Source organism: Stieleria varia, assembly GCF_038443385.1.
Classification (GTDB): Bacteria; Planctomycetota; Planctomycetia; order Pirellulales; family Pirellulaceae; genus Stieleria; species Stieleria varia.
This window is the reverse complement of record NZ_CP151726.1, coordinates 6,271,038-6,293,106: the sequence shown is the minus strand read 5'-3', so window position 1 is coordinate 6,293,106 and position 22,069 is coordinate 6,271,038. Positions and strand designations below refer to the sequence as shown.

The 22,069-nt window shown below is 56.9% G+C and carries 15 protein-coding genes; 9 read left to right on the top strand and 6 right to left on the bottom strand.

Going from position 1 to position 22,069, the window contains the following annotated elements:
- Window positions 1-205: 205 nt before the first annotated feature.
- A complete protein-coding gene (alaS, locus tag Pla52nx_RS21370) occupies window positions 206-3,043 on the bottom strand; it encodes an alanine--tRNA ligase (protein WP_146520755.1) in 2,838 nt (945 codons plus the stop codon).
- A gap of 282 nt (window positions 3,044-3,325) precedes the next feature.
- On the opposite strand from alaS, the gene Pla52nx_RS21365 reads away from it, so the two are divergent.
- Window positions 3,326-3,835 (top strand): hypothetical protein, encoded by a 510-nt coding sequence (locus Pla52nx_RS21365; RefSeq protein WP_146520756.1) that lies wholly within the window; start codon window positions 3,326-3,328, stop codon window positions 3,833-3,835.
- The gene (locus Pla52nx_RS21360; RefSeq protein ID WP_146520757.1) at window positions 3,832-4,800 is read left to right on the top strand and encodes a Gfo/Idh/MocA family protein; all 969 of its coding nucleotides are present in this window, start codon (window positions 3,832-3,834) and stop codon (window positions 4,798-4,800) included. The genes Pla52nx_RS21365 and Pla52nx_RS21360 overlap by 4 nt, the downstream gene beginning before the upstream one ends.
- A 142-nt stretch (window positions 4,801-4,942) precedes the next feature.
- Here the strand turns inward: Pla52nx_RS21360 and Pla52nx_RS21355 are convergent, their stop codons facing one another.
- Complete coding sequence (locus Pla52nx_RS21355) at window positions 4,943-6,574, bottom strand: hypothetical protein (RefSeq protein WP_146520758.1); 1,632 nt, start codon at window positions 6,572-6,574, stop codon at window positions 4,943-4,945.
- Between the two features lie 126 nt (window positions 6,575-6,700).
- On the opposite strand from Pla52nx_RS21355, the gene Pla52nx_RS21350 reads away from it, so the two are divergent.
- Window positions 6,701-7,651 (top strand): DUF1559 domain-containing protein, encoded by a 951-nt coding sequence (locus tag Pla52nx_RS21350; protein ID WP_146520759.1) that lies wholly within the window; start codon window positions 6,701-6,703, stop codon window positions 7,649-7,651.
- A 136-nt stretch (window positions 7,652-7,787) separates the two neighbouring features.
- On the opposite strand, the gene ilvC is transcribed toward Pla52nx_RS21350, so the two are convergent.
- On the bottom strand, window positions 7,788-8,792 hold the full coding sequence (gene ilvC, locus Pla52nx_RS21345) for a ketol-acid reductoisomerase (protein ID WP_146520760.1): 1,005 nt from the start codon (window positions 8,790-8,792) through the stop codon (window positions 7,788-7,790).
- 219 nt (window positions 8,793-9,011) lie between these two features.
- The gene (gene ilvN / locus Pla52nx_RS21340; RefSeq protein ID WP_146520761.1) at window positions 9,012-9,560 is read right to left on the bottom strand and encodes an acetolactate synthase small subunit; all 549 of its coding nucleotides are present in this window, start codon (window positions 9,558-9,560) and stop codon (window positions 9,012-9,014) included.
- Window positions 9,561-9,831: 271 nt separating this feature from the next.
- Between ilvN and Pla52nx_RS21335 the strand changes: the two genes are divergently transcribed.
- The 4 genes from Pla52nx_RS21335 (at window position 9,832) to Pla52nx_RS21320 (ending at window position 16,583) form a co-directional block, all read left to right on the top strand.
- Window positions 9,832-10,638: a segregation and condensation protein A gene (locus Pla52nx_RS21335; RefSeq protein ID WP_146520762.1), complete on the top strand. Its 807-nt coding sequence runs from the start codon at window positions 9,832-9,834 to the stop codon at window positions 10,636-10,638.
- Between the two features lie 135 nt (window positions 10,639-10,773).
- The gene (locus Pla52nx_RS21330) at window positions 10,774-12,948 is read left to right on the top strand and encodes an ATP-binding cassette domain-containing protein (protein WP_231742048.1); all 2,175 of its coding nucleotides are present in this window, start codon (window positions 10,774-10,776) and stop codon (window positions 12,946-12,948) included.
- 459 nt (window positions 12,949-13,407) lie between these two features.
- Entirely contained in the window at window positions 13,408-14,766 is a 1,359-nt protein-coding gene (locus tag Pla52nx_RS21325) for an HlyD family secretion protein (RefSeq protein WP_231742049.1), read from the top strand.
- A 5-nt stretch (window positions 14,767-14,771) separates the two neighbouring features.
- Window positions 14,772-16,583, top strand: coding sequence for a TolC family protein (locus Pla52nx_RS21320; protein ID WP_231742050.1), 1,812 nt, complete (start codon window positions 14,772-14,774; stop codon window positions 16,581-16,583).
- A 783-nt stretch (window positions 16,584-17,366) separates the two neighbouring features.
- Here Pla52nx_RS21320 and Pla52nx_RS21315 read toward each other — a convergent pair.
- Window positions 17,367-18,158: an undecaprenyl-diphosphate phosphatase gene (locus tag Pla52nx_RS21315; protein ID WP_146521259.1), complete on the bottom strand. Its 792-nt coding sequence runs from the start codon at window positions 18,156-18,158 to the stop codon at window positions 17,367-17,369.
- 86 nt (window positions 18,159-18,244) lie between these two features.
- Between Pla52nx_RS21315 and Pla52nx_RS21310 the strand changes: the two genes are divergently transcribed.
- Together Pla52nx_RS21310 and Pla52nx_RS21305 are read left to right on the top strand one after the other, a co-directional pair.
- Window positions 18,245-19,294, top strand: coding sequence for a DUF368 domain-containing protein (locus Pla52nx_RS21310; protein WP_146520764.1), 1,050 nt, complete (start codon window positions 18,245-18,247; stop codon window positions 19,292-19,294).
- 199 nt (window positions 19,295-19,493) lie between these two features.
- Window positions 19,494-20,885, top strand: coding sequence for an EF-hand domain-containing protein (locus Pla52nx_RS21305; protein WP_146520765.1), 1,392 nt, complete (start codon window positions 19,494-19,496; stop codon window positions 20,883-20,885).
- Between the two features lie 66 nt (window positions 20,886-20,951).
- Here the strand turns inward: Pla52nx_RS21305 and rlmN are convergent, their stop codons facing one another.
- On the bottom strand, window positions 20,952-21,995 hold the full coding sequence (rlmN, locus tag Pla52nx_RS21300) for a 23S rRNA (adenine(2503)-C(2))-methyltransferase RlmN (RefSeq protein ID WP_146521260.1): 1,044 nt from the start codon (window positions 21,993-21,995) through the stop codon (window positions 20,952-20,954).
- Window positions 21,996-22,069: the final 74 nt, after the last annotated feature.

Genomic DNA, 22,069 nt, shown 5'->3' with positions numbered 1-22,069 from the left:
CGCCTGAGGCTCACTGGGGCCGGCAGTTGGGACACAAACTGTGCTGTTCAAAACGTGGTGTTGGCATTGTTTTTCAGTCCATGTTTTCGTTCCATACATCGCAATCAAAGTGAGCCTCAGGCGCTAGCCGTGGGCCGGCACCATAATCCGCCTCAGGCCCACGGCTAGCGCCTGAGGCTCACTGGGGCCGGCAGCTCTTGGAGCGTTAGAGGCTTTCCAGTTGCTCTCGCATCGATGCTTTGGCCGCTGCGAGTGCTTCGGGCAGTTTTGCGGGGTCCTTTCCGCCGGCTTGCGCCAAGTCTGGACGTCCGCCGCCGCCGCCGCCGACCATCGATGCTGCAGCTCCCACCCACTCGCCGGCTTTCAAACCGGCTGAGACCAACGAGTGGCTCAAGCCGCCGACCAGCAGCACTTTGTCGCCCGTGACGGTTGCCAGCAGTACTGCCGAACCGCCCTCGCTCTTCTTGCGGATTTGATCGATCCAACCTCGCATGACGTTCGGGTTGGCCCCTGGAACTTCGGCCACCACCAATGCGACGTCGCCGACGGTTTCGCCTTGCGCGATCAAGTCTTCGGCGGTGATCTTGCCACCCGCACTGGCTTGTTTGAGTTGCCCGATCAGACTCTCACGATCCGCCAGTAGGCTCTCGATGCGGCCTGCAACGTCGTCCTGGGAGACGTTCAGCATTCGGGTGATTTCGCGAACACTGTTGCGAACCGCCATGTAATCATCGACATCCGTCGACACTGCATCCTTGGCCACCGAGAACGAATCGGCGTGATCGGAGGACTTGCCCGCGCTGAGATCTTTCTTGATCTGACGAACATCCGCGATCAACTGCGCGGCGCCACTGGCGGCCAACGCATCCGTGGTGCAGAGCAGTTTGGCGATCGTTGTCAACAGTTGGCGAGTCTGCTGTCGGTGCGATTGAGCACGCGGGCCGGTCAAGGCTTGGATGCGTCGTGTGCCTGCTGAAACGCTTTCTTCGACGAGCAACTCAAACGTCTCGACTTGTTGGGTGTTCGTCACGTGGGTTCCCGCGCAGAGTTCTTTGCTGTAGTCGCCGATGGAAACCATGCGCACTGGATCGGGGTACTTTTCGCCGAACAGCATCATCGCGCCCGCGGCGCGTGCTTCAGTCAGTGGTACGGTTTTCCAAGTCACCTCGGCCGGCGTTGCGATACGTTCACAGACCTCACGTTCGATCTTCTGCAGCACGTCGTCGTCGATCGGTTTTTGGTTCGTGAAGTCAAACCGCAGCCGGTCGGCCTCCACCTTGCTGCCCTGTTGCTGGGCGTGATCGCCGACATTTTGGTGCAACGCATAGTGGAGGATGTGAGTCGCGGAGTGGGCGCGAGCCAACGCGTCACGTCGCGTCGTGTCGACAGTGGCGGTGCACTCCACGCCTTCATGCAGTTCACCACTTTTGAGCACTCCGTGATGGACGATCAATCCGCCGTGTTTCTGCGTATCGGTGACTTCGAATACGAACGACTTGCCCTTGATCGTGCCCACATCGCCTATTTGGCCGCCCGATTCACCGTAAAACGGCGAATGATTCAGCACGATTCGCATTGGGTTGTCGCCAGGGCGATCGACGTGACTGAGCAATTGCCCGTCATCATCCGGAGTGCTTTTACCGTCCCCGGTGATGATTCCTTTGACCACGCACTCGGCCTCGGTCGCGTCGTAACCGACGAAGGGCGTTTCGCGGAGGGATTCTTTCAGCGTTTCCAGGGGTCCGGTTTGGAACAATTCTTTTTGGCCGGCACCGCTATCGATCGCGTGCTGGTCCATTGCTTCGCGGTACCCGTCCCAGTCGAACGTAAAGTTCTGTTCGGCAGCGATCGTTTGCAGCAACTCCGGTGGCACGCCATAGGTCTTGTTCAAATCAGCGGCTTCGTCACCGGGAACCATCACCGTGGCTTCGTCACGCATTTGTTCGAACAGTCGTCCGATGCGAGTCATACCGCCGTCGATCGTCCCAAAGAACGCGTTCTCCTCCGCTTGGATGACTTCCGTGACACGTTGGATGGTTTCGCTCAGCTCGGGATACACCGACTTGCTCGCTTCTGCGACCGCCGGCACCAGCTTGTGCAGGAAAGGCTCCCGCAAGTCCATTTGGTAACCGTCCAACACCGCGCGGCGAATCAGCCGTCGCACCACGTACTTGGCTTTGTCGCGACCGGGGTACACGTTCTCGTGAATCGCGAATGTGCAGGCGCGTGCGTGGTCGGTGATGCGTCGCAAACGTCGCCCGTCGTCGCTGTCCAACGCGTACTTGCGGCTGACCACCTCCGCGGCGGCTTGAACGATCGGGAACAGTGAATCGATGTGGAAGTTCGTCGGGACGCCCTGCAAGACGCTGGCGGTTCGTTCCAGTCCCATCCCCGTGTCAATGTTTTTGCTCGGCAGCGGCTGCAGGTTGTTCGGTGGTTCTCCGACGCGGTTGAACTGGGTGAACACGAGGTTCCAGATTTCGACATCGCTGCCATCGGGCAAGTGGTAGTAGATTTCACTGCAAGGACCGCAGACGCCGTCGGGACCTTGGCTGGGCGCGGACGCTGGCCAAAAGTTTTCGTCTTCGTCCATTCGCGAAATCGCCGCATCGGGCAACCCGATCGATTCTTTCCATATCCCGTACGCTTCGTCGTCGTCCTTGTAGACCGTGACGGTGAGCTTGTCCGCTGGGATGGCAAGCCACTTTTTGGAGGTCAGGAATTCCCAAGCCCAGGCGATCGCATCATGTTTGAAATAGTCGCCGAAGCTGAAATTGCCGAGCATTTCAAAGAACGTGTGGTGATACGCTGTACGGCCGACGTTGTCGATGTCCCCGGTTCGCAAGCATTTTTGGCAAGTCGTCGCGCGGGTGAAGTCCAGTTTGACTTTGCCCAGAAAGTGATCCTTGAACTGGTTCATCCCAGCGGGGGTGAACAGAACGGAGGGGTCCCAAGTCGGTACGAGCACGTCACTGGGGCGTCGCACGCAGCCCTTGCTCTCAAAGAACTCGAGGTACTTTTCTCTCAGCTCGTCGGTCTTCATCGTGTTTTTTTCAGCGTTTGGTCATTTTCGTAATGTCGTCCGGCCCCCCGCGTCACAGGCGGCCTTCGACGCTCGCCGGGAATGATATCCCAATTCACGTGCTTTTAGCAGTGGGATCTGGCAAGCATTCGCCGCTCGCCGAACACTCCCCCGTGCACGAAATTGCTCTTGTGTCGGTTTCGTCTGAAATGGGATACGACGCAGAGAAACCCATTTCAATGGATCGGGCACCGCCCGATCGGAATGAGATCCATACGAATCCAGTCCAGGAGCGATCCCACCATGAAACCTGCCCCAACGTTGCGGGTCGGCACGCCACTCTTGGCCGCCGGACTCGCTTTCCTGTTCGTGTTTTCCGCCTCCAACGCTCAAGCACAACTCCCCAATCCGTTCGGATTTGGCGGGGACTCTGCGGATACGAGCGACACGATGCAGACCGAGGACACAGGTCCCGGCCCCCTGTCCCAATTGGCCAGCGGGCTGAACCCGATGAACTGGAAAATGCCTAGTTTTGGCAAATTGCTGCCCAGCAAAGACGAAAAAGAACGCGTGGTGAAGCAGAAGGATTCTTTGGTCACCGAAGTCTCCAACACCGCCAAACGTAGCTGGAAACGGACCAAAGAAACACTCAATCCGATGCGGATCATTCCGGCGGGTTTCCGCGGGGATAGCACACCCGCGCCGGCCGAGAAAAAGGAAGGTGGTTTCTTCAGCTCGTTCATGAAACCAGCGGAAGAAGAAAAGACTCCGGCCACCCCGATCGGATTCCTGCGTCAGGATCCGGTGAAGTGAACCGACCTGTTCGTTGGGGAATCTTGGGATGCGGCGACATTGCGACCAAGCGAGTCGCCGACGCTATTTTGCGTGATACACAGAGCGAGCTGGTTGCCGCTTGCCGAAGGGATTCCGCGGGACTGGCCCAATTCGGTAACCACTTCGGTGTCTCGCGTTTGTACTCCACTGCCGACGAGCTGATCGCCGACGGAGACATCGATGCGATCTACGTGGCAACGCCCGTTTACTTGCACTGCCCGCACACCATTGCATCGGCAAACGCTGGCAAGCACGTTTTGGTTGAAAAACCGATGGCGATGTCGGCCAATGAATGCCAGCAGATGATCGATGTCTGCCGCAGCTATGGAGTGACTCTTGGCGTAGCCTACTACCGACGGTTCTATCCCGTCGTGTCACGCATCGCGGAGCTTCTGACCACGGGAGCACTCGGCCGACCGCTATCGATCCTTGCCACCACGGGACTCGAAACAAGATTCGACCGAGACAACTGGCGTGTGGTTCTGTCGCAAGGTGGCGGCGGTCCGCTGATGGACATTGGTAGCCACCGGCTTGATGTCTTCAACATGCTGCTGGGAGCACCCTTGGAAGTGCAAGCCGCTGTGACGGCATCGGAGGACTATGAAGCCGAGCAAGCGGCGACGTTGCTGATGCGTTTCGCTGGTGGAACCACCGGTGTGCTGCAGTGCTATTTTGGCGCCGCCAACGTGTCTGATCGTTTAGAACTCATCGGTACCGAAGGCCGAGTGCTGACCGAATCACTCAACGACGGTAACTTGCAAGTGATCACAGCAGCAGGATCACAAATCGAACAGCATCCACCACATTACAATTTGCACGCACCCTTGATCGCAGATTTCACAACTGCGATCCAGGAAGGCAGAGAGCCCAAGATCTCGGGCGTGGAAGGAATGACGACCACGCAAATCATCGACACTGCCTACGAGTCATCCGGATTGCGATAGAAAGCGTCGCGTCGCACAGCGTTTGGTAATGTCAAACGCCCTGAGCCGCTGGCCGTCTAGGCCACGGGTATTGCACAGTGGAACCAATGCTCGATGTTACAACGACCCGGCCACTGACGCGTCGCAGCTCAGGCCACGGTTCTTACCCTGATACGTTCTTGTTCGCCGGCAGACCGCCGACGCGGACGTATTGGATTTCACCGCTGGGGCTGAGCATGAGCGTGACGTCTCGGTATCGCACCAACTGCGATCCTTCGAATGATTCGCCGAGCGGTACCTTGGGGGCTTCGAACGGATACAACCGGCGGGCTTCATCGGGCACGCCCAACAGTTTCAACAAGAACGATCCGTTGACCGTTGCCGAATAAGCGGGACTGCCGTCGGCGTCATTTTCAGATAGGCTTGCAGACTGGTTTGAAACCGCTGCGATCGCATCCGCCAATACGGGTGCTGAGCGGTAAGGTTCGGGAGAATTCGACGCGGTTGAACGTTCCGGAATGGATTTCAACTGAGCCAAAATATCAGTCGGCTGAGCCGTTGCAAAACGACGGGTCGAAACCCATGCCGCCGTCATGCGTTTTTCGGAGTCCGTGATTTCAACGGAGGTCAAGTAGCCGAGCATCAACTGATCACCGATCCGTCGCACAAAGAGGTCACGTACATGATGCCCATCGATCATCGGAGGATCTTTGACAAACCCGGACAACTTGATGTAACCGTCCGACGGCTGGATCAATGCGAGCTGATGTTCAGGTTCCGATTCATCGATCTTTGTTTTCAGCCCCGGGATGCCCGCTCCGCTCATCCATTGACCGCCACGCTGGGGCCAATCAAAGCTGCCCGTCCAGGATGCACCGTTGGCATTGAAAATGACGCAATGCCCGCCGGCATCGAAAGAAATGCCGAAGCGTGGCTGATCCGGGTCCGTCGCGTGGATCCATTGTCCGATTAACGCATCGTGATCCATGGTGCGATCGTTCCATTGACGCAACAGCGTGGGAACGACGAACGCCAAGAGCAGCAGGCTTGTGACGACGCCGGTGACGATCGCCGCACGTCTCATGCTGACCCCGTAGGGAAACGCACAATTGGCCGGTCGATCCTGCGATTGCTTGCGAACTTTCGGATCAAGCACCAAGGATTGCCGAAGCGATCGTGTCAGCTCCGTTTCTACCTCGTTGTTTTCGGAAACGGCTTGCTCGCTCTCGCCGACGTCACCGTACTGCGCAATTTCATTGCGTTCCCTGACGGGAGTCGCTCCCGAACGTTCAACGGGCTTGGCAAGCGCACCAGGTGGTCGATGCTCGACACTCCAGCGGTTCGCATCGGCACCCGCAGCAACGCCGCGGGTGCGCAAGCAGATCCTGCCATCGGGATCCACCAGCACCAGATCACCCGAAACACACACGGCGATGATCCGCAGATTGCTAACCAAACCCCAGGATTCGGTGCCCACTGCTCGATACTGGCTGTCCAATGGCAGCAAGCCACGTGACGCGAATCCGATCAACTCACGCAACTTAAAAGGACCTTGAAAGGCACCCGGCAAACCCTGAACGTCAAACAACGGCACGACCACACCTGGGGGATGCGGCTGGGGAACCTTTTGGTCATTAAAAAGTCCAACCGTGCCGGCCGAATGCCAAGGTCCGCGGGGTGTTCCGCCGATCATGCAATCTGATGACAGCACGCCCGCCAGTGCGGCTTCCCGAAGCTCGATACCCGTAAAGGGACCGAGGACCTTGTGGTCAGCAACGATAAAGAACACGGACATTTCAAAAAATCGCGAACGACATTGAGGAACCGGCGACTGAGATCCTTTATAACGTATGGGTCTCGTCCCCGGGAATCAAATTCATCATTCAACGATATGTTGCCAATGGTCAACGGAGTATTGCCGATGCCTAGCACACCATTACGGAGACGGCGCCAACGAGGGTTTACGCTGATCGAGTTGTTGGTTTCCATTGCCATCATCTCCATCTTGGTCGGGTTGTTGTTGCCCGCCGTGCAGGCGTCTCGAGAAGCGGCTCGGATGACCAGTTGCCAGAACAATCTGAAACAGGTCGGACTGGCGGTTCAGAATTTTGAAAGTCAACGAAAGGAATTGCCGCCCAGCCGAAACTACGACCATTACACAAGCTGGGCATTCTTGATCTTGCCGTTCATGGAGCAGTCGGCGTTGAGAGCAGAGTGGAACGATCGGCTGAAGTATTACTATCAGAGTGACGAAGCACGTTTGACACAGATACCGATGTACTATTGCCCCAGTCGCCGGGACGCGAAGGTGATCAGCGTCGCGGGCGATGACATTCTGTCGCCCTTTGAGATCAGCGGACATGTGCCCGGGACGGTTTCAGATTACGCGTGCAGCGCCGGGCACGGGCCGGCAGGCGTTTGGAACTGGATCACGTCCAACGGTGCGATGATCATGGGCCGCGGAGCGACTGAGCCGCCGACAGTGCCGGAAGGCTATTACGCGCCGCCCAACGCCGAGTTGGTCAGTTGGAGCAGCCGAACCAACTACGCAAGCTTAGAAGACGGAGCCAGCAACACCATTCTGGTCGGCGAGAAACATGTCCGGCCGCTGCGTCAAGGAATCTCGCCCGAGGATGGTGCGATTTACAACGGGGACCACCCGGCGAATTTTTCGCGATGTGGCGGACCGGGTTATCCGCTGGCGCGGTTTCCCAACGATCAGTTCCAAAACAACTTTGGCAGCTACCACGTGGGCGGTGTGAACTTTGTTTTCGCAGACGGCAGTGTGCGCACGTTTGACGTGAACATCTCAACGGATGTCTTGGGGCGGTTGACCCATCGCAACGACCATGAGGTCGTCACCGAACAGTGACTCTTGGTGTACGTCAGCCTTTCCAGGCTGACATGCGGGGGTACGTCAGCCTTTCCAGGCTGACATGCTGGGGGTATGTCAGCCTAGAAAGGCTGACGTACATAAGGCTGACGTACATATGGCTAACACCCTTGGATCAAACTTCTTTTTCTTCGATCCAAGTCATCATCTTGCGGAGGCCGCGGCCGATTTGCTCGACGCCGTGGTCACGCTCGCGACGACGGGTGGCTTTGAAGAACGCGGCGCCGCCACGGTTTTCGAGGATCCAATTGCGGGCGAAGGTTCCGTTTTGGATCTCGGTCAGGATCCGCTTCATCTCAAGCTTGGTTTCGGGCGTGATGATTCGCGGACCGCTGACGTAGTCACCGTACTCGGCGGTGTTGCTGATGCTGTAACGCATGTAGCTCAAGCCGCCTTGATAGAGCAAGTCGACGATGAGCTTCAGTTCGTGCATGCACTCAAAGTACGCCATTTCGGGCTGATAGCCGGCTTCCACCAGCGTTTCAAAACCGGCTTTGACCAACTCGCTCACGCCGCCGCACAAAACGACTTGTTCGCCGAACAGGTCCGTCTCGGTTTCTTCGGCGAACGACGTTTGAATCACACCACCGCGGGTTCCCCCGATGCCTTTCGCGTACGCCAAACCGATGTTCTTGGTCGACTCGGCTGCTCCTTCGCCCAGGGCGATCAAGCAGGGAACCCCGCCACCTTTTTCGTACTCGCTACGTACCAAGTGCCCGGGGCCTTTGGGGGCAACCAGCAGGGTATCGATACCTTCGGGAGGCGTGATTTGTTCAAAGTGGATGTTGAATCCGTGTGAGCACATCAGGATGTTGCCCTTGGACAGGTTGTCACGTATCTCCGACTTGAAGATGTCCGCTTGCACTTCGTCGGGCAACAACACGTTGACGACATCGGCCGCCTTGGTGGCTTCGGCGATCGACATCGGCTTGAAATCGTGGGAGACAGCGAGGTCGTAGTTCTTGGAACCGGGGCGTTGTCCGATCACAACGTTGCAACCGCTATCGCGAAGGTTCTGGGCTTGCGCGTGTCCTTGTGAACCGTAGCCGAGAATCGCGATGGTCTTGCCCTTGAGGTGCGAGAGGTCAGCGTCGTTTTCGTAGTAGATGGTGGCAGCCATGGAGAGTGTCTTTTCGAGAGAGGAAGCAATGAATGTATTGAAAGGTTGGAAAGCGAAACCGGTTGAATTCGATGTTCGCTTTTTGGGCTTTTCCCTTAACGCTTACCCGGATTGCCAAGGCAGGCCTGGATGTGCGCCGGATGAGGTGATCAGCGGAACGCTCAGACCTGAAGTGAACGAAAGCTCCGCGCGTATTCAGCAAGAAAGCGATGATCGGGCTCAGACGGTTGCCCTACTGGGCTGTGCCTTGGAATCGGATTTTTCGGCCGACAAACAGTCGCTTCGCACCATCGCGATCCGACCGGTGCGAACCAGTTCCGTGATCCCGTAGGGTCGAATACGTTCGATGAACGCCTGGACTTTGTTTTCACGACCGCTCATTTCGATCATCAATTCTTCTGGACCGACATCGACGATTTTTCCGCGGAAAATATCAGCCAGTTCACGGAGTTCGGCGCGGGTTCCGCCTTGGCTGCATTTCACACGGACCAGTAACAGGTCGCGTTCGACGTGGTCTTGGGCACTGACATCGATCACTCGTACGACCGTGACGATTTTCTCCAACTGCTTGCGTACTTGTTCCAGGACTCGATCGTCACCGACGACGACGAACGTCATTCGGGACAAACGGGTGTCTTCGGTTTCACCGACCGCGAGGGAGTCGATGTTGAATCCGCGTGAGGCAAGCATCCCAGAAATATGGGCGAGCACCCCGGGAACGTTCTGCACCAGTGCGGAGAGAACGTGTCGCTGGATGGGGTTGGACATCAGAGAATGGGACCGTGTGTGATAGGGACTGTAAGATTGGGACCAGGGACTGGAAACGAATCGAAAATGATAATTTTGGTGGCCCCAACCAACAAGGGCCAACTTGTGTGTCCCGGTCACAGCCTTGTGAGAAAATCCCGAGAAAGTCAGCCCCTTTTGCCGACTTTACCAAGTTTTTGCCGCCTGGCGACCTCGTCCCTGCGGCCTGGGTTGGTGTACCTTGGTCTCGATTCAGCCGCACAATTTACCACCGTTCGCCGTACACCCATTCATGACATTTCGCGTCGAATTGCCGATTTACCGAGGTCCCATGGACTTGCTGCTCTACTTGGCCCGTCGCCAGGAAGTCAGCTTGATGGAGGTTTCGTTGGCCAAAGTGATCGACCAGTACGGTGAATACCTGGAAATCCTGCAAGAACTCGATTTGACCGACGTGGGTGATTTCGTCGACTTGGCCAGCACCCTGGTGGAGCTGAAAAGCCAAGCGGTGCTGCCCAGACCGGCAGACGAAGAGGAGGCGGTGGAGGAAATCGAGGACCCGCAGTCCGAATTGGTCGAGCGTTTGCTGCAATACAAGGAGATTCGAGACGCGGCGGCTGTGCTGGACGAGATGGCTGGCCGATGGCAACAGCGATACGAGCGGATGAGCGACGATTTGCCGTCTCGCCGCATCGATCCAGGCGATCAGCCGATCGCGGATTTGGAGATTTGGGACCTCGTCAGCGCTTTTGGCCGGATCATGCGGGAATCCAAAGGGCCGCCGCAAACCGAAGTCATCTACGACGACACGCCGATCCACGTTTACATGCAGCGGATTCACAAACGATTGGCCGATCGGAATTCCGTACCTTTGCTGGATTTGATCGAGGGCGGAATCCACAAATCGGCACTGATTGGTTGGTTTCTTGCGACTCTGGAGCTTTCTCGACACCACGGGGCCGCCATTGAACAGGACTCTCACGGGGAAATCATCATCGTTCGGACGGATCAGTACAGCGACGATCTGAACGTTCACGAAGTGGACAATTACGCGAACGAAAAGATCCAGGCGAGTAATTTGCCTAGCCAGCCTCGATAGTGATTCAGCCCCAGAAGACGACTTTGCTCGATGCCGAGACTTGTCTTGCCGATGAAAATAGGTGTGACGTGACACATGGTGAGATCTGCCTGCCACTTGCTTAATACTCCGTTTGAATGAATCTCTTGGAAACCGATGTCTGACTCTCCCATGGATAGCAATCAAAGCAAATCGGATGCTGAGGCATCGGTTCCGATCTCTGAACGCCGTCAGGGCGACGAAGACGTTTTATTCAAGGTTTTGACTCAAGTCGGGCTGGCGCTCCATGTCTCGGTCGACAGGGCGGACGTTCGTGGCCGCGACGACGCAGCCGAAACGGATCTCTCCAGGCCAGGGGCACAAGCGATTGCGGGTCTGAATCTCAGTGCGAGCAATGCCGGAATTGCCACCACGGTCCTGACCGAAGACGACACCCAAGATATCACAGAGTTCCTGAGAAACGGATTTCCCGTGGTGCTGCTGTCTCCCAATGAACAGTGGACCGTGCTGACCGAGGGAAGCGGCAGACGCTTTGAAGCATGCACGATCGGCGAACAGACTCGGATCCGGAAACTGACCGCGCGACAGGTCCATCGCCTGATACGTCCCAAGAACACAATCGCAGCGATTCTCTGCCGACGAGAGCTCTCCTGCGACAGCATCACCTCTGGCGGTCATTCGCATGATCATCACGATCATCACGAACACATGAAACCGCTCAAGCGGTTTCTGATGCTGATCGCATTGGACCGCCGAGACGTATGGACGGTCGTCTTGTTTGCGTTTGTGGCAGGCATCCTTGGTTTGGCAACGCCGCTGGCGATCGAGTCGCTGGTCAACGTCGTCAGTTGGGGCATTTTCATTCAGCCTCTGATCGTGCTCGGTTTGATCCTGCTGGTATGCCTGGGACTGTCGGGGGTGCTGAAGGTTCTGCAGACGATCGTCGTCGAAATCATGCAACGTCGTCAGTTCGTGCGGATCGTAGGTGACTTGGCACACCGGTTTCCTCGCGTCAATCAGCATGCCCTGGAAGGCGAGTATCCACGCGAGTTGGCCAATCGTGTGTTCGACATCATGACGATCCAAAAAGCGATCGCGGTGTTGTTGCTGGACGGTGTTTCGATCGTCTTGACGACCATGATCGGCATGATCTTGTTGGCGTTCTATCACCCGTTCCTGCTCGGGTTCGACATCATCTTGCTCATCTCGATGGTGTTTATCACTTGGATGCTGGGGTTCGGCGGGATCCGAACCGCGATCGACGAATCGATCACCAAGTACCGTGTTGCCCATTGGTTGCAAGATGTTCTAGCGATGCCATCGGTATTCAAAGTCGGCGGCGGGGAATCCTTGGCGATCACCAAAGCCAACCAATTGACCGCCGATTACTTGCAAGCTCGCAAGAGTCAGTTCCGTGTCGTCATTCGCCAAGTGATCTTCGCCATCGGTCTGCAAACCATCGCGTCGACCGCGTTGCTCGGACTGGGCGGCTGGCTGGTCATCATCGGTCAATTGACGCTGGGGCAGTTGGTCGCCAGCGAACTGGTGGTGACCACCGTCGTGGGTGCGTTCGCCAAGGGAGGCAAGTCGCTGGAGAAATTCTATGACTTGATGGCGGGCATCGACAAAGTCGGTCACTTGATCGATCTGCCAGTCGATCCGCGTCAAGATTTTGGTGTCGTGGATAATCGACCTGCGGAAGTCAAGTGGAGCCAATTGTCGTTCGGATTCGTGACTCCCAAAGTGAACATCGAGAAACAATCCATCCAGGCCGGCAGCCATGTGGCACTGTTGGGTGACGACACCAATGCCAGGGCGTTGCTGACGCGCGCGTTGGCCGGACTTTGTTCACCCACCAGCGGTCTGATACAGATCGCCGGAATCGACGCTTCGGTGGCCGCCGCCAACAGCCATGGCGAGTTGATCGCTTATTCGGGACGCGGAGATGTGTTCCATGGCACGCTGCAAGAAAACATTGACCTGGGACGCAGTGGGTCGGCGCGGGCCCGGATTCAACAAGCTCTCAAGACAGCGGGACTCTCCGATGACGTGGTCCGATTGCGAGACGGATTACAAACGCAATTGCAAACAGACGGATATCCGTTGACGCACATCCAAGCACGCCAATTGACCCTGGCACGGGCCGTCGTGACGTTGCCCAAGGTGTTGATCGTCGACGGAGTGTTGGACTATTTGGCTGAAGAAAAACGCAGTGAGATCATGCAGAATCTGACCGCCAAAGATTGTCCTTGGACGCTGATCGTCAACACACAATGCGCAGACGTTGCCGCGTGGTGTGACCAAAAGATTTACTTGAGACTGACTAGCTAGAAGGAGTTGCCGACTGACGTCGTTCGGGCATTAGCCCGGACTGCTCAAAGTTTGGGGTTGTGGCATTTTGGGTTTGCGCAAGTTTATGTCCCTACTGCCGGCGCAGCTGGTGGTCCCAGTGAGCCTCAGGCGCTAGCCGTGCGCCTGAGGCGGATTGTGGTGCCGGCCCACGGCTAGCGCCTGAGGCGGATTGTGGTGCCGGCCCACGGCTAGCGCCTGAGGCGGATTGTGGTGCCGGCCCACGGCTAGCGCCTGAGGCTCACTTTGATTGCGATGCATGGAACGAAAACATGGACTGAAAAAACAATGTCAACCCCAAACTTTGATCAGCCCAGCATTAGCCCGGATTATTCATCAGCCGCTATCGATCTGGAAGATCAAGCGACATTTCACATCGTGAGGGGACGCAGCCAAACGCGATCCTCGATCCATCACCAAACAACTCCACAATTACGCATCATGTTCACCCGATCCAATCCGACCGACTTTCCTGCGATGCAATTGGTTCGCACCGGCGGACTGATCCGCAAGTGCGCTCGGCTGACATTCATCACATTGTTCTTCGCGATCATCGGGCTGGTGTTCGTGCCTTGGCGACAAACAGCTCCGGGAATCGGAGCAGTGGTCGCCTTGGACCCTCAAAAACGCCCGCAACCTGTGATGAGTCCCTCCAAAGGCGTGGTCAGTTACGTCAAGCCGGGACTTCGCGAAGGCAGCTATGTGGAAGAAAACGACTTGTTGCTGCGGTTGACGCCGTTCGCCTCGGAAGGTGTCTCGCAAATCGATACGCAAATCGTTGCGATGGAGTCCAAGGAAGCTGCGGCCAAGTCCAGTTTGGAAGTTGCCGAGCAGGGCGTTACCTTGCAGGAAAACAGCGGCGCAGCAATGGCGCTGTCGCTCAAGCAAGATTACGAAGCCGCCAAGCGTAAATGGGACCAAGCAAAGGACGAGGTCGCCGCTGCGCAAGCCGAGTTGCAAGACAAACGAAATCAGTTGCGGATTGCTGAACGCGTGGTCAGCCAGGGACTGATCTCCCGGGAAGAGTTGTTTTCCAAACAACAGGCGGTGGAATCCCAGTTCGCCAAAGTCAGCAAGGCCGAGAATGCGGTGGAGGAATTGTGGGCGACACTGTTGTCCAAAGAAGAAGAAATCCAATCCAAACTGCATGAGATCGATTTGAAGAATCAGATGGCCAACCAAAAGGTTCTCGAAGCACTCCAAAAGCTCAATACGGTCGAAAAAGAGATCGTCGACTTACGGACCAAACGCAACGAAATGGATCGGTTGGAAGTTCGCGCGCCGCGTTCCGGCTACATCCAACAATGGTTCGGCGTCGCAGGCAGCGACACGGTCAAGGAAGGCGACCAACTGTTTGTGATCGTGCCCGATACCGATGAGCTGGCGGTGGAGATGAAAGTCAGCGGGAACGATATGCCTCTGATCAAAGAAGGTGACCGGGTTCGCTTGCAATTCGAAGGCTGGCCGGCGGTGCAGTTCGTCGGCTGGCCCTCGGTCGCCGTCGGGACTTTTGGCGGTAAAGTCAACCGAGTCTTCCCAACCGATGATGGCAAAGGCAACTTTCGAGTGGTCGTCACACCCGATAATCATTTTCCTCGCGAGGACGGATGGCCTGATGGCCGATATTTACGACAAGGAGTTCGCGCCAACGGTTGGGTGCTACTAAAACAAGTTCCACTCGGATACGAAATATGGCGACAGCTCAATGGTTTCCCGGCCATTGTTGCCGACGACGAGCCGGCAACCGGCAAAGACAAAGACAAGGACAAAGGCGTCAAGGTCAAGCTGCCAAAACCGTAGCCTCGTTGATAGCGTTCGGGGTCGCGTGGACGGCGGCTGCCATCTGCCAAGCTCAGTCACCCACCGATACGGGGCCGTTCAGAGGCAAGGAACAAGAGAAAACCTTTAAGCAGTTTCTGGCTGCTTGGAGCGATGACGGTCTGGACGGCGCTGACGACGATAGCGATGTCGAGCTCAACGGAGTCGATGGTTCCGAGAGAACTTCTGGAGACCGATCGGATCAGCAGGCACTCGACTCTCGGACCATGCTGCCCGATCTGCTGGCCAACGATCCGCTGAGCGATTTGATCGATGGCGACGCCGTGGCCGAGGAAATCCGCGAAGGGTTGACTTTGGCAGACGTGATCGCCAGCACCTATCGAGGCTATCCGGAGATCGCTGCTGCGCGTCAGCAACCTCGCATCGCGAGCGGTGAACTGTTGAGCGCTCGCGGAGCCTACGACACCAAATTCGACGCCTTTTCGCTTTCCGAGCCGACCGGTTTTTATCGCAACTATCGAAACGGACTGGGGCTTGCCCGGCAAACTTGGTGGGGCGGTTACGTCGCCGCAGGATATCGCATCGGACGTGGTTTCTATCAGCCTTGGTACAAGGAACGCCAAACGGATGACGCGGGCGAGTTCAAAGTCAAGTTGACTCAACCGCTGCTGCAGGGTCGTGCGATCGACGCCGAACGTGTGGCCGTTTTTCGTGCATCGCTCTCCCAACAGATGGCGATCCCCACCATCCAGCAATCGATTCTCGATGCGTCTCGTGAAGCAGCCTCGGCCTATTGGCAATGGGTCGCTGCTGGAGCCATTTTACGCGCGCAACGTGAGTTGCTGGATTTGGCGGAGAAACGAGCCAAGCAGTTCGAGATCGGCGTCAAGGCAGACAAGTTTCCCGAAGTCAACTTGATCTTCAATGAACAATTGATTGCCGAACGCCGCGCAAAACTATTCGAGACCGAACAGAAATTTCGCGCCACGGGTTTTAAGCTGAGTCTCTACCTCCGAAATGAAATTGGGCAAAGTCTGGTTCCCGACGATCAGTGGTTGCCGACAAGTTTCCCGTTGATCACTCCGCTGGAATTGCAGGATCTCCAGGAGGCCTTGCTTTCCTCGCTGGCTCGTCGTCCCGAACCGCAATTGATTCGATTGCAAATCCGACAAACGCAATTGGACCAGCAGTTGGCTTGTAACGAAATGTTGCCGCGACTCGATTTTGTCATGGAAGCGTCCCAGGACATGGGCGAACCGGCAACCAAATCGGATGACAAGGGCGAGTTTGAGTTGCTGCTCGGGTTCACCAGCGAAGTGCCGATTCAACGGAGCAAGGCACGCGGCAAGGTACGGTCGACGTCCGGCAAAATCAACGAACTTTCCGAGAAGCTCCGACTCGCACGAGACAAGATCTCGATTGAGCTGCAGACCGCTCGAAACGCGTTGGAACAGTCTGCGTTGATCGTGGAACAAACCGAAGCCAGTTTGAAGGCGTCCCTGGATGTCTTGCAACGCTATCGCTTTGCGTTTCGTCAAGGCAAGATCGATTTGATCTATCTGAACCTCTTGGAAACAAAGGTCAACGAGACGGAAATCAAGTTGGTGGAAGCTCAGCGAGACTATTTCGATGCACTCGTTCAGATGCAAGTCGCACTCGGGTTGGATCCGCTGGATCAAGCGATGGTGATCTCTTCGTTGCCGGTAAGCGACATGCCCAGCCCCAGCACCATTGATCTCTCAGAGGAAGTCAATGCGGCTGAGAATGAGAGCGATAAGAGAAGAGACGTCAACGACGCCGAGGCGGACAACGCAGATAACGTCGGGACCGAAGACTAGACGCAATGGTGACGCGCACGGCACTGGACTGCTCAAAGTTTGGGGTTGGCATTTTTTTCAGTCCATGTTTTCGTTCCATGCATCGCAATCAAAGTAAGTCTCAGGCGCTAGCCGTGGGCCGGCACCACAATCCGCCACAGGCCCACGGCTAGCGCCTGAGGCTCACTGGGGCCACCAGCTGCGCCGGCAGTCCATGTTTTCGTTCCATGCATCGCAATCAAAGTAAGCCTCAGGCGCTAGCCGTGGGCCGGCACCACAATCCGCCTCAGGCCCACGGCTAGCGCCTGAGGCTCACTGGGGCCGGCAGTAGGGACATAAACTTTCTTGCGCAAACCCAGAAAGACACAACACCAAACTTTGAGCAGTCCAAGCTTAGCCGTCCAGGCGATGCTCGGGTGAGGACCCCGTCTGCGCACATTTCCGGCGTGTATCGCCCCCTCACCCGGACGAAGGCTCAACGCCTCGTCCGACCTCTCCCCCAACAAGTTGAGGGAGAGGTTGCAGTTAGACATGAGGTTCGATCTCAAACGCGTATTGTGAGCGACGATTGTCGTTCGACTTTCCAAGTCGAGAACGAACGCTACTAACCGCCCAAACTCAAACCATACGCCCCGTAGGGACGTGACAGAAACTTGCGGAGCGCCGCAGCGCCACAACCCCAGATCTTGAACAGGGCGGTGCCTTACGGCCCACGGCTCACACTTTCGTTCCCATTTTCGACTAAATCATCAGCCCAGGCGAGCGCATTGCGGCTCACAAAATCATCAGTCTCCAAAGGGGCACTCAGATCACGTGCGTCAACGCGAGCACGATCACGACGATGCCGAACGGGATGCACCACCAAGCAAACCAGTGCAAGCGATCTTGTTTGCTCCAGCCGATCAACCATTTCAACGCAACGATGCCGACGATGAACGAGACGACCGCGCCCAACGCCATCTCGGTGAGCGAGTAGTCGAGAGCCTCCCCGGCTTGAATGGTTTCCACCACGTCCTTGAGCGCCAACACGGTTGCTCCACCGATGGCGGGAATCGCCAGCAAGAAGGAAAACGTGACCGAGTCGTCATTTTTCAAGCCTAGCATCCGACCGCCGAGAATCGTTGAACCACTTCGGCTGACACCCGGCAAGACCGCGACGGCTTGGAATGCACCGACCGCAATGGCCGACCACCACGACATCGATTGATATTCGCCTTCACGAGGTTTCAACCTGCCCAGTACGATCAAGATTCCACCGGTGACCAGCAGCATACAGCCCGCCAACAAGGGATTCTTGAGCAACCATTCACATTGAGATTTCAATGTCAGTCCCACCACCGCCGCAGGGATCGTGCCCACGATCAAAAGTGGGATCACGCGGCGATCGCTTGTCAGCAAGTTCAAAATGCGACGCCAGAAAACAACCAAGATGGACCCCAGCGTTCCGGCGTGTAGGATGATCTCCATCGTGGGAGACTCAGTCGCCTTGCCCAGGAATCTGCCAAAGATCACCAAGTGCCCCGATGAGCTGATGGGCAGGAACTCGGCAATTCCTTGGATGACGGCGAGAATCAAAACGATAAGGATAGGATGCAACACGCGAGATTTATCCGGTGGATGTGAAGAACGACATGATCAGCTCCAATGAGTATTCGACGCGAAAAGGTTCCTAGGAAGCCCTGATGCAGACAACTGAACACGACTCCCCTGCTCACCCGAGTTCCGTTCCGGTTATTCCGGATGCGTCGGATACGCCGCAGAATGACGCTGCCATTGCCTCCGACCGAAGTGCCGGAATTCGCGGCGATCTGCTGAACGTCGCTCGTGGTTTTTGCATGGGAGCCGCCGATACGGTCCCCGGAGTCAGCGGCGGAACGGTCGCGCTGATTCTGGGGCACTACCGTCGCTTGATCAATGCGATCAGCCACGTCGACGGGGATGCGATCGCGATGCTGCGGAACCGCCGTTGGCGGGACGCCTGGAACCACATCGATGGACGATTCCTGTTTGCGCTGGGAGCGGGCATTGGGACAGGGATCGTCTGCTTGGCCGGCGCGATGCACTGGCTGCTGGACAACCGATTGCCCGAAACATTCGCAGTCTTCTTTGGTTTGGTCCTGGCCAGCGCCTGGATCGTCATGCGACATGTGCACCAATGGACGACTTCTCGCATCGTCGCATGTACACTTGGCATTGCCGCCGCGGCCGGAATCAGCTTCCTGGCCCCCGCCGCCGGCAGCACCTCGTTGGTCTACCTGTTTCTGTCCGGCTCGATCGCCATCTGCGCGATGATTTTGCCAGGAATCAGCGGGGCGTTTGTCTTGCTGTTGCTCGGGGTGTATGGGCCGATCACGGGCATGATCAAGGACGCAGCGAAGGGAAATGTCGGGCCGACCGAGTTGGTCCAGATGGGCGTATTTTCCGTCGGCTGCTTGTTTGGACTGCTGGCATTCTCGCGAGTTCTGCGACACCTGCTCAGCCACCACCAAGACGTCACCATGGCCGCACTGGTCGGATTGATGCTCGGCAGCATCGCCAAACTTTGGCCGTTGCAAGTTCCCACGCCAGAAACCGCCGATCTGGACCTAAAATACCGAGTCATGCAATATGTGGCTCCGGGCGATTGGAACGGCAGTCTGATCACCCCGGTCGCCCTTTGCATTGGCGCGATCGTTGCAGTCCTCGCCCTGGAAAAAATCGCCAGCGGAGTAAGTCCACCCAAAACCCGCTAGGCGCGGATTATTCATCAGCCGGCACGCGATAGCGTCCGGTTCCCGATTACGGGCGGAAGAACCGGACGCTATCGCGTGGCGGCTGATATGCACAGACTGCTTTCGTGCCAAGCCACGTTTTTCATCTCCCGCAACACTAGACCGTATGATTCAATAGCTGCGCTGCGGAACCTTCATCTCCCTGCGTGGTTCAATCAATATGACCAAATCACAACACTCCCTGCGATTCTCCATCCTGAGCATCCTGCTCGCCTGTCTGTGCGTGCCAGCCGACGCACAGTTTGGTGGCCCCCCTGGCGGTGATCGGGGGAGTCGTGGCGGACCGCCTTTTGGCGGCGGCGGGCCTTCGTTCGGTGGCGGAGGAGACCGTGGTGGCCGTGGAGGATCACCTTTTGGCGGAGGCCCCCCCCAGTTCGGCGGAGGTGGCGATCGTGGCAGCCGCGGCGGCCCTCCAGGCGGTGACCGAGGCAGTCGGGGCGGCGGCGGATTCGACCCCAGCGGATTTCTCAGTCGCTTGGACACCAACGGCAACGGCATCTTGGACCCCGACGAACAACAGGGGCCGGCACAGTTCATGATCACCCGGATGCAGCAAAGCGATCCTTCGATCGTGCCCGGAAAGCCGATCTCGCTGAAAAAGATGACCGAGTCATTCGAAAAGATGCGTGGTGACCGCGGAGGCCCATCGTCCCCATCGAGCAATGGCGATGAAGGCCTCGAAGTGGAACTGCTGGTACCCGGATTTGGCGTGCCCACGGAAACGACTCCGCTGATGGGTTTCGGCCCTGCCGCAGAGATGATGGCTGTGGAGATCACGGACGAGGATCGCAAAGAAGCCAGCGAGCGAATGGCACGTTACGATCGGAATCGCGACGGATTCTTGAGCAAAGACGAATTGTCGAGCCGCTTGGCTGGAAATCCAATGGACTTTGACCGCAACAAAGACGGACGACTGTCGGTCAATGAACTGGCGATCCGGTACGCTCGTCGTCGCGAAACTGCCGAAACAGCAAGGCAAGATGATCGCAGACGGACCCGAGATCGAGGTGACTCGGTCGAAACAGAAATGCCCGATGTGTACAACGGCAGGCAGAGTTATCGCGTGATGAGCGCCGAAAAAGAAATCGAAGGCCTGCCTGGTTTCTTTATCGACAAAGATGTCAACAAAGATGGCCAAATAGAAATGGCTGAATTTGCAACCGAGTGGAATGCGGAACTCGTCGCGGAGTTCTCCAAGTCCGACTTGAACTCTGATGGCATCATCACGGCATCGGAAGTGATCTTGGCATTGGACCAACCTGCCGACTCTGGCTCGTCCATGACATCCAGCTCAGACGCTTCCCGCTCATCAGACTCTGAACGATCCTCTTCATCATCTGCTGCTGCTCCATCTGGCCCCATTGATGAAAAGTACAAGAAGTACGCGGAACGACTGATCTCGCGTTACGACACCAACAAGAATGGTGAGCTGACCGCCAGTGAGTGGAAGCCGATGTTGATGAGCCCCGCCGATGCAGACACGAATCGCGACGGCAAGATCACTTTGGACGAATACGCGATCTGGATGCAAGTTCGCGCCACCAAGAAGTGATCGCCACGTTCATCACCAATCCTTTTCACGTCCCGCAAGCCGATCGCTTGCGGCACGATTCGTCCGCTACGCGCCGACCTTACCACCACGGTTGCGACGCAATTGGCCACACGCCGCATCGATCTCGCCGCCTTTGCGCTGGCGGAACTTGACGTTGATGCCGGCCGATTCCAGTACTTGTCGGAAATCCGCGATCGCGCGACTGCTGGGCGTTTCGTAGGGCAAACCGGCAACGGGATTGTAGGGAATCACATTCAACATCACCGCAGGACCACGCAATATGCTCGCCAATTGCCTGGCGTGCTCAGGCGCATCATTGATTCCGCCCAGCAACACGTACTCAAACGTCAATCGACGACCGCTCGACTCAAAATATCGCCGCGCGGATTCCAGCACGGCATCGATACCGATCTTGCGATTGACCGGCACCAGTTGGCTGCGCAGTTCTTCGTTGGGGGCATGCAGACTGACGGCCAAGTTGTATGGGATGCCTTTCTTGGCCAGCCGATCGATCGCCGGTGGCAGACCCACCGTGCTGATCGTGATCCGTCGTGGACTGATCCCCAATCCCTCTGGATCTTTGGCTACGTCCAATGACGCGAGCACGTTGTCCAGGTTGGCAAGCGGTTCGCCCATTCCCATCATCACGATATGACTCAGTCGTTCCTGCTGCGGCAATCGAGATTGCAATCGCAGCATCTGCTCCAGGATCTCGCCGCGAGTCAGATTACGATCCACGCCGTCCAGGCCGCTGGCGCAAAACACGCAGCCCATCGCGCAACCGACTTGGCTGCTGACGCAGATGCTGCGTCGGACACCGTCACGCAACAGCACACATTCGACTTCACCACCATCGGCCAACCGGATCAGAAGTTTCTCGGTACCGTCAACCGACTGCTGTCTTGCCGACTCGCTGGCGCGGAAGATGTCGAATTCCCGCGACAACTGCTCCCGGAGCGATTTCGGCAAATCGCTCATAAGGTCAAAGTGATCCGCGCGACGTTGGAACACCCAGTGAAAGATCTGCTTGGCTCGAAAAGCCTTGTGTCCTCGGTCCGCAAGCCATTGGCGCAAATCATCCAACGACAAATCCAGCAGGTGCCGTTTGATGTTGTCGGGACGAAGATCGTGAGAGGGTGGGAGTGTTTTCGATTGGCGGTCAGGCAAATGGCCGTCAGGCGAAT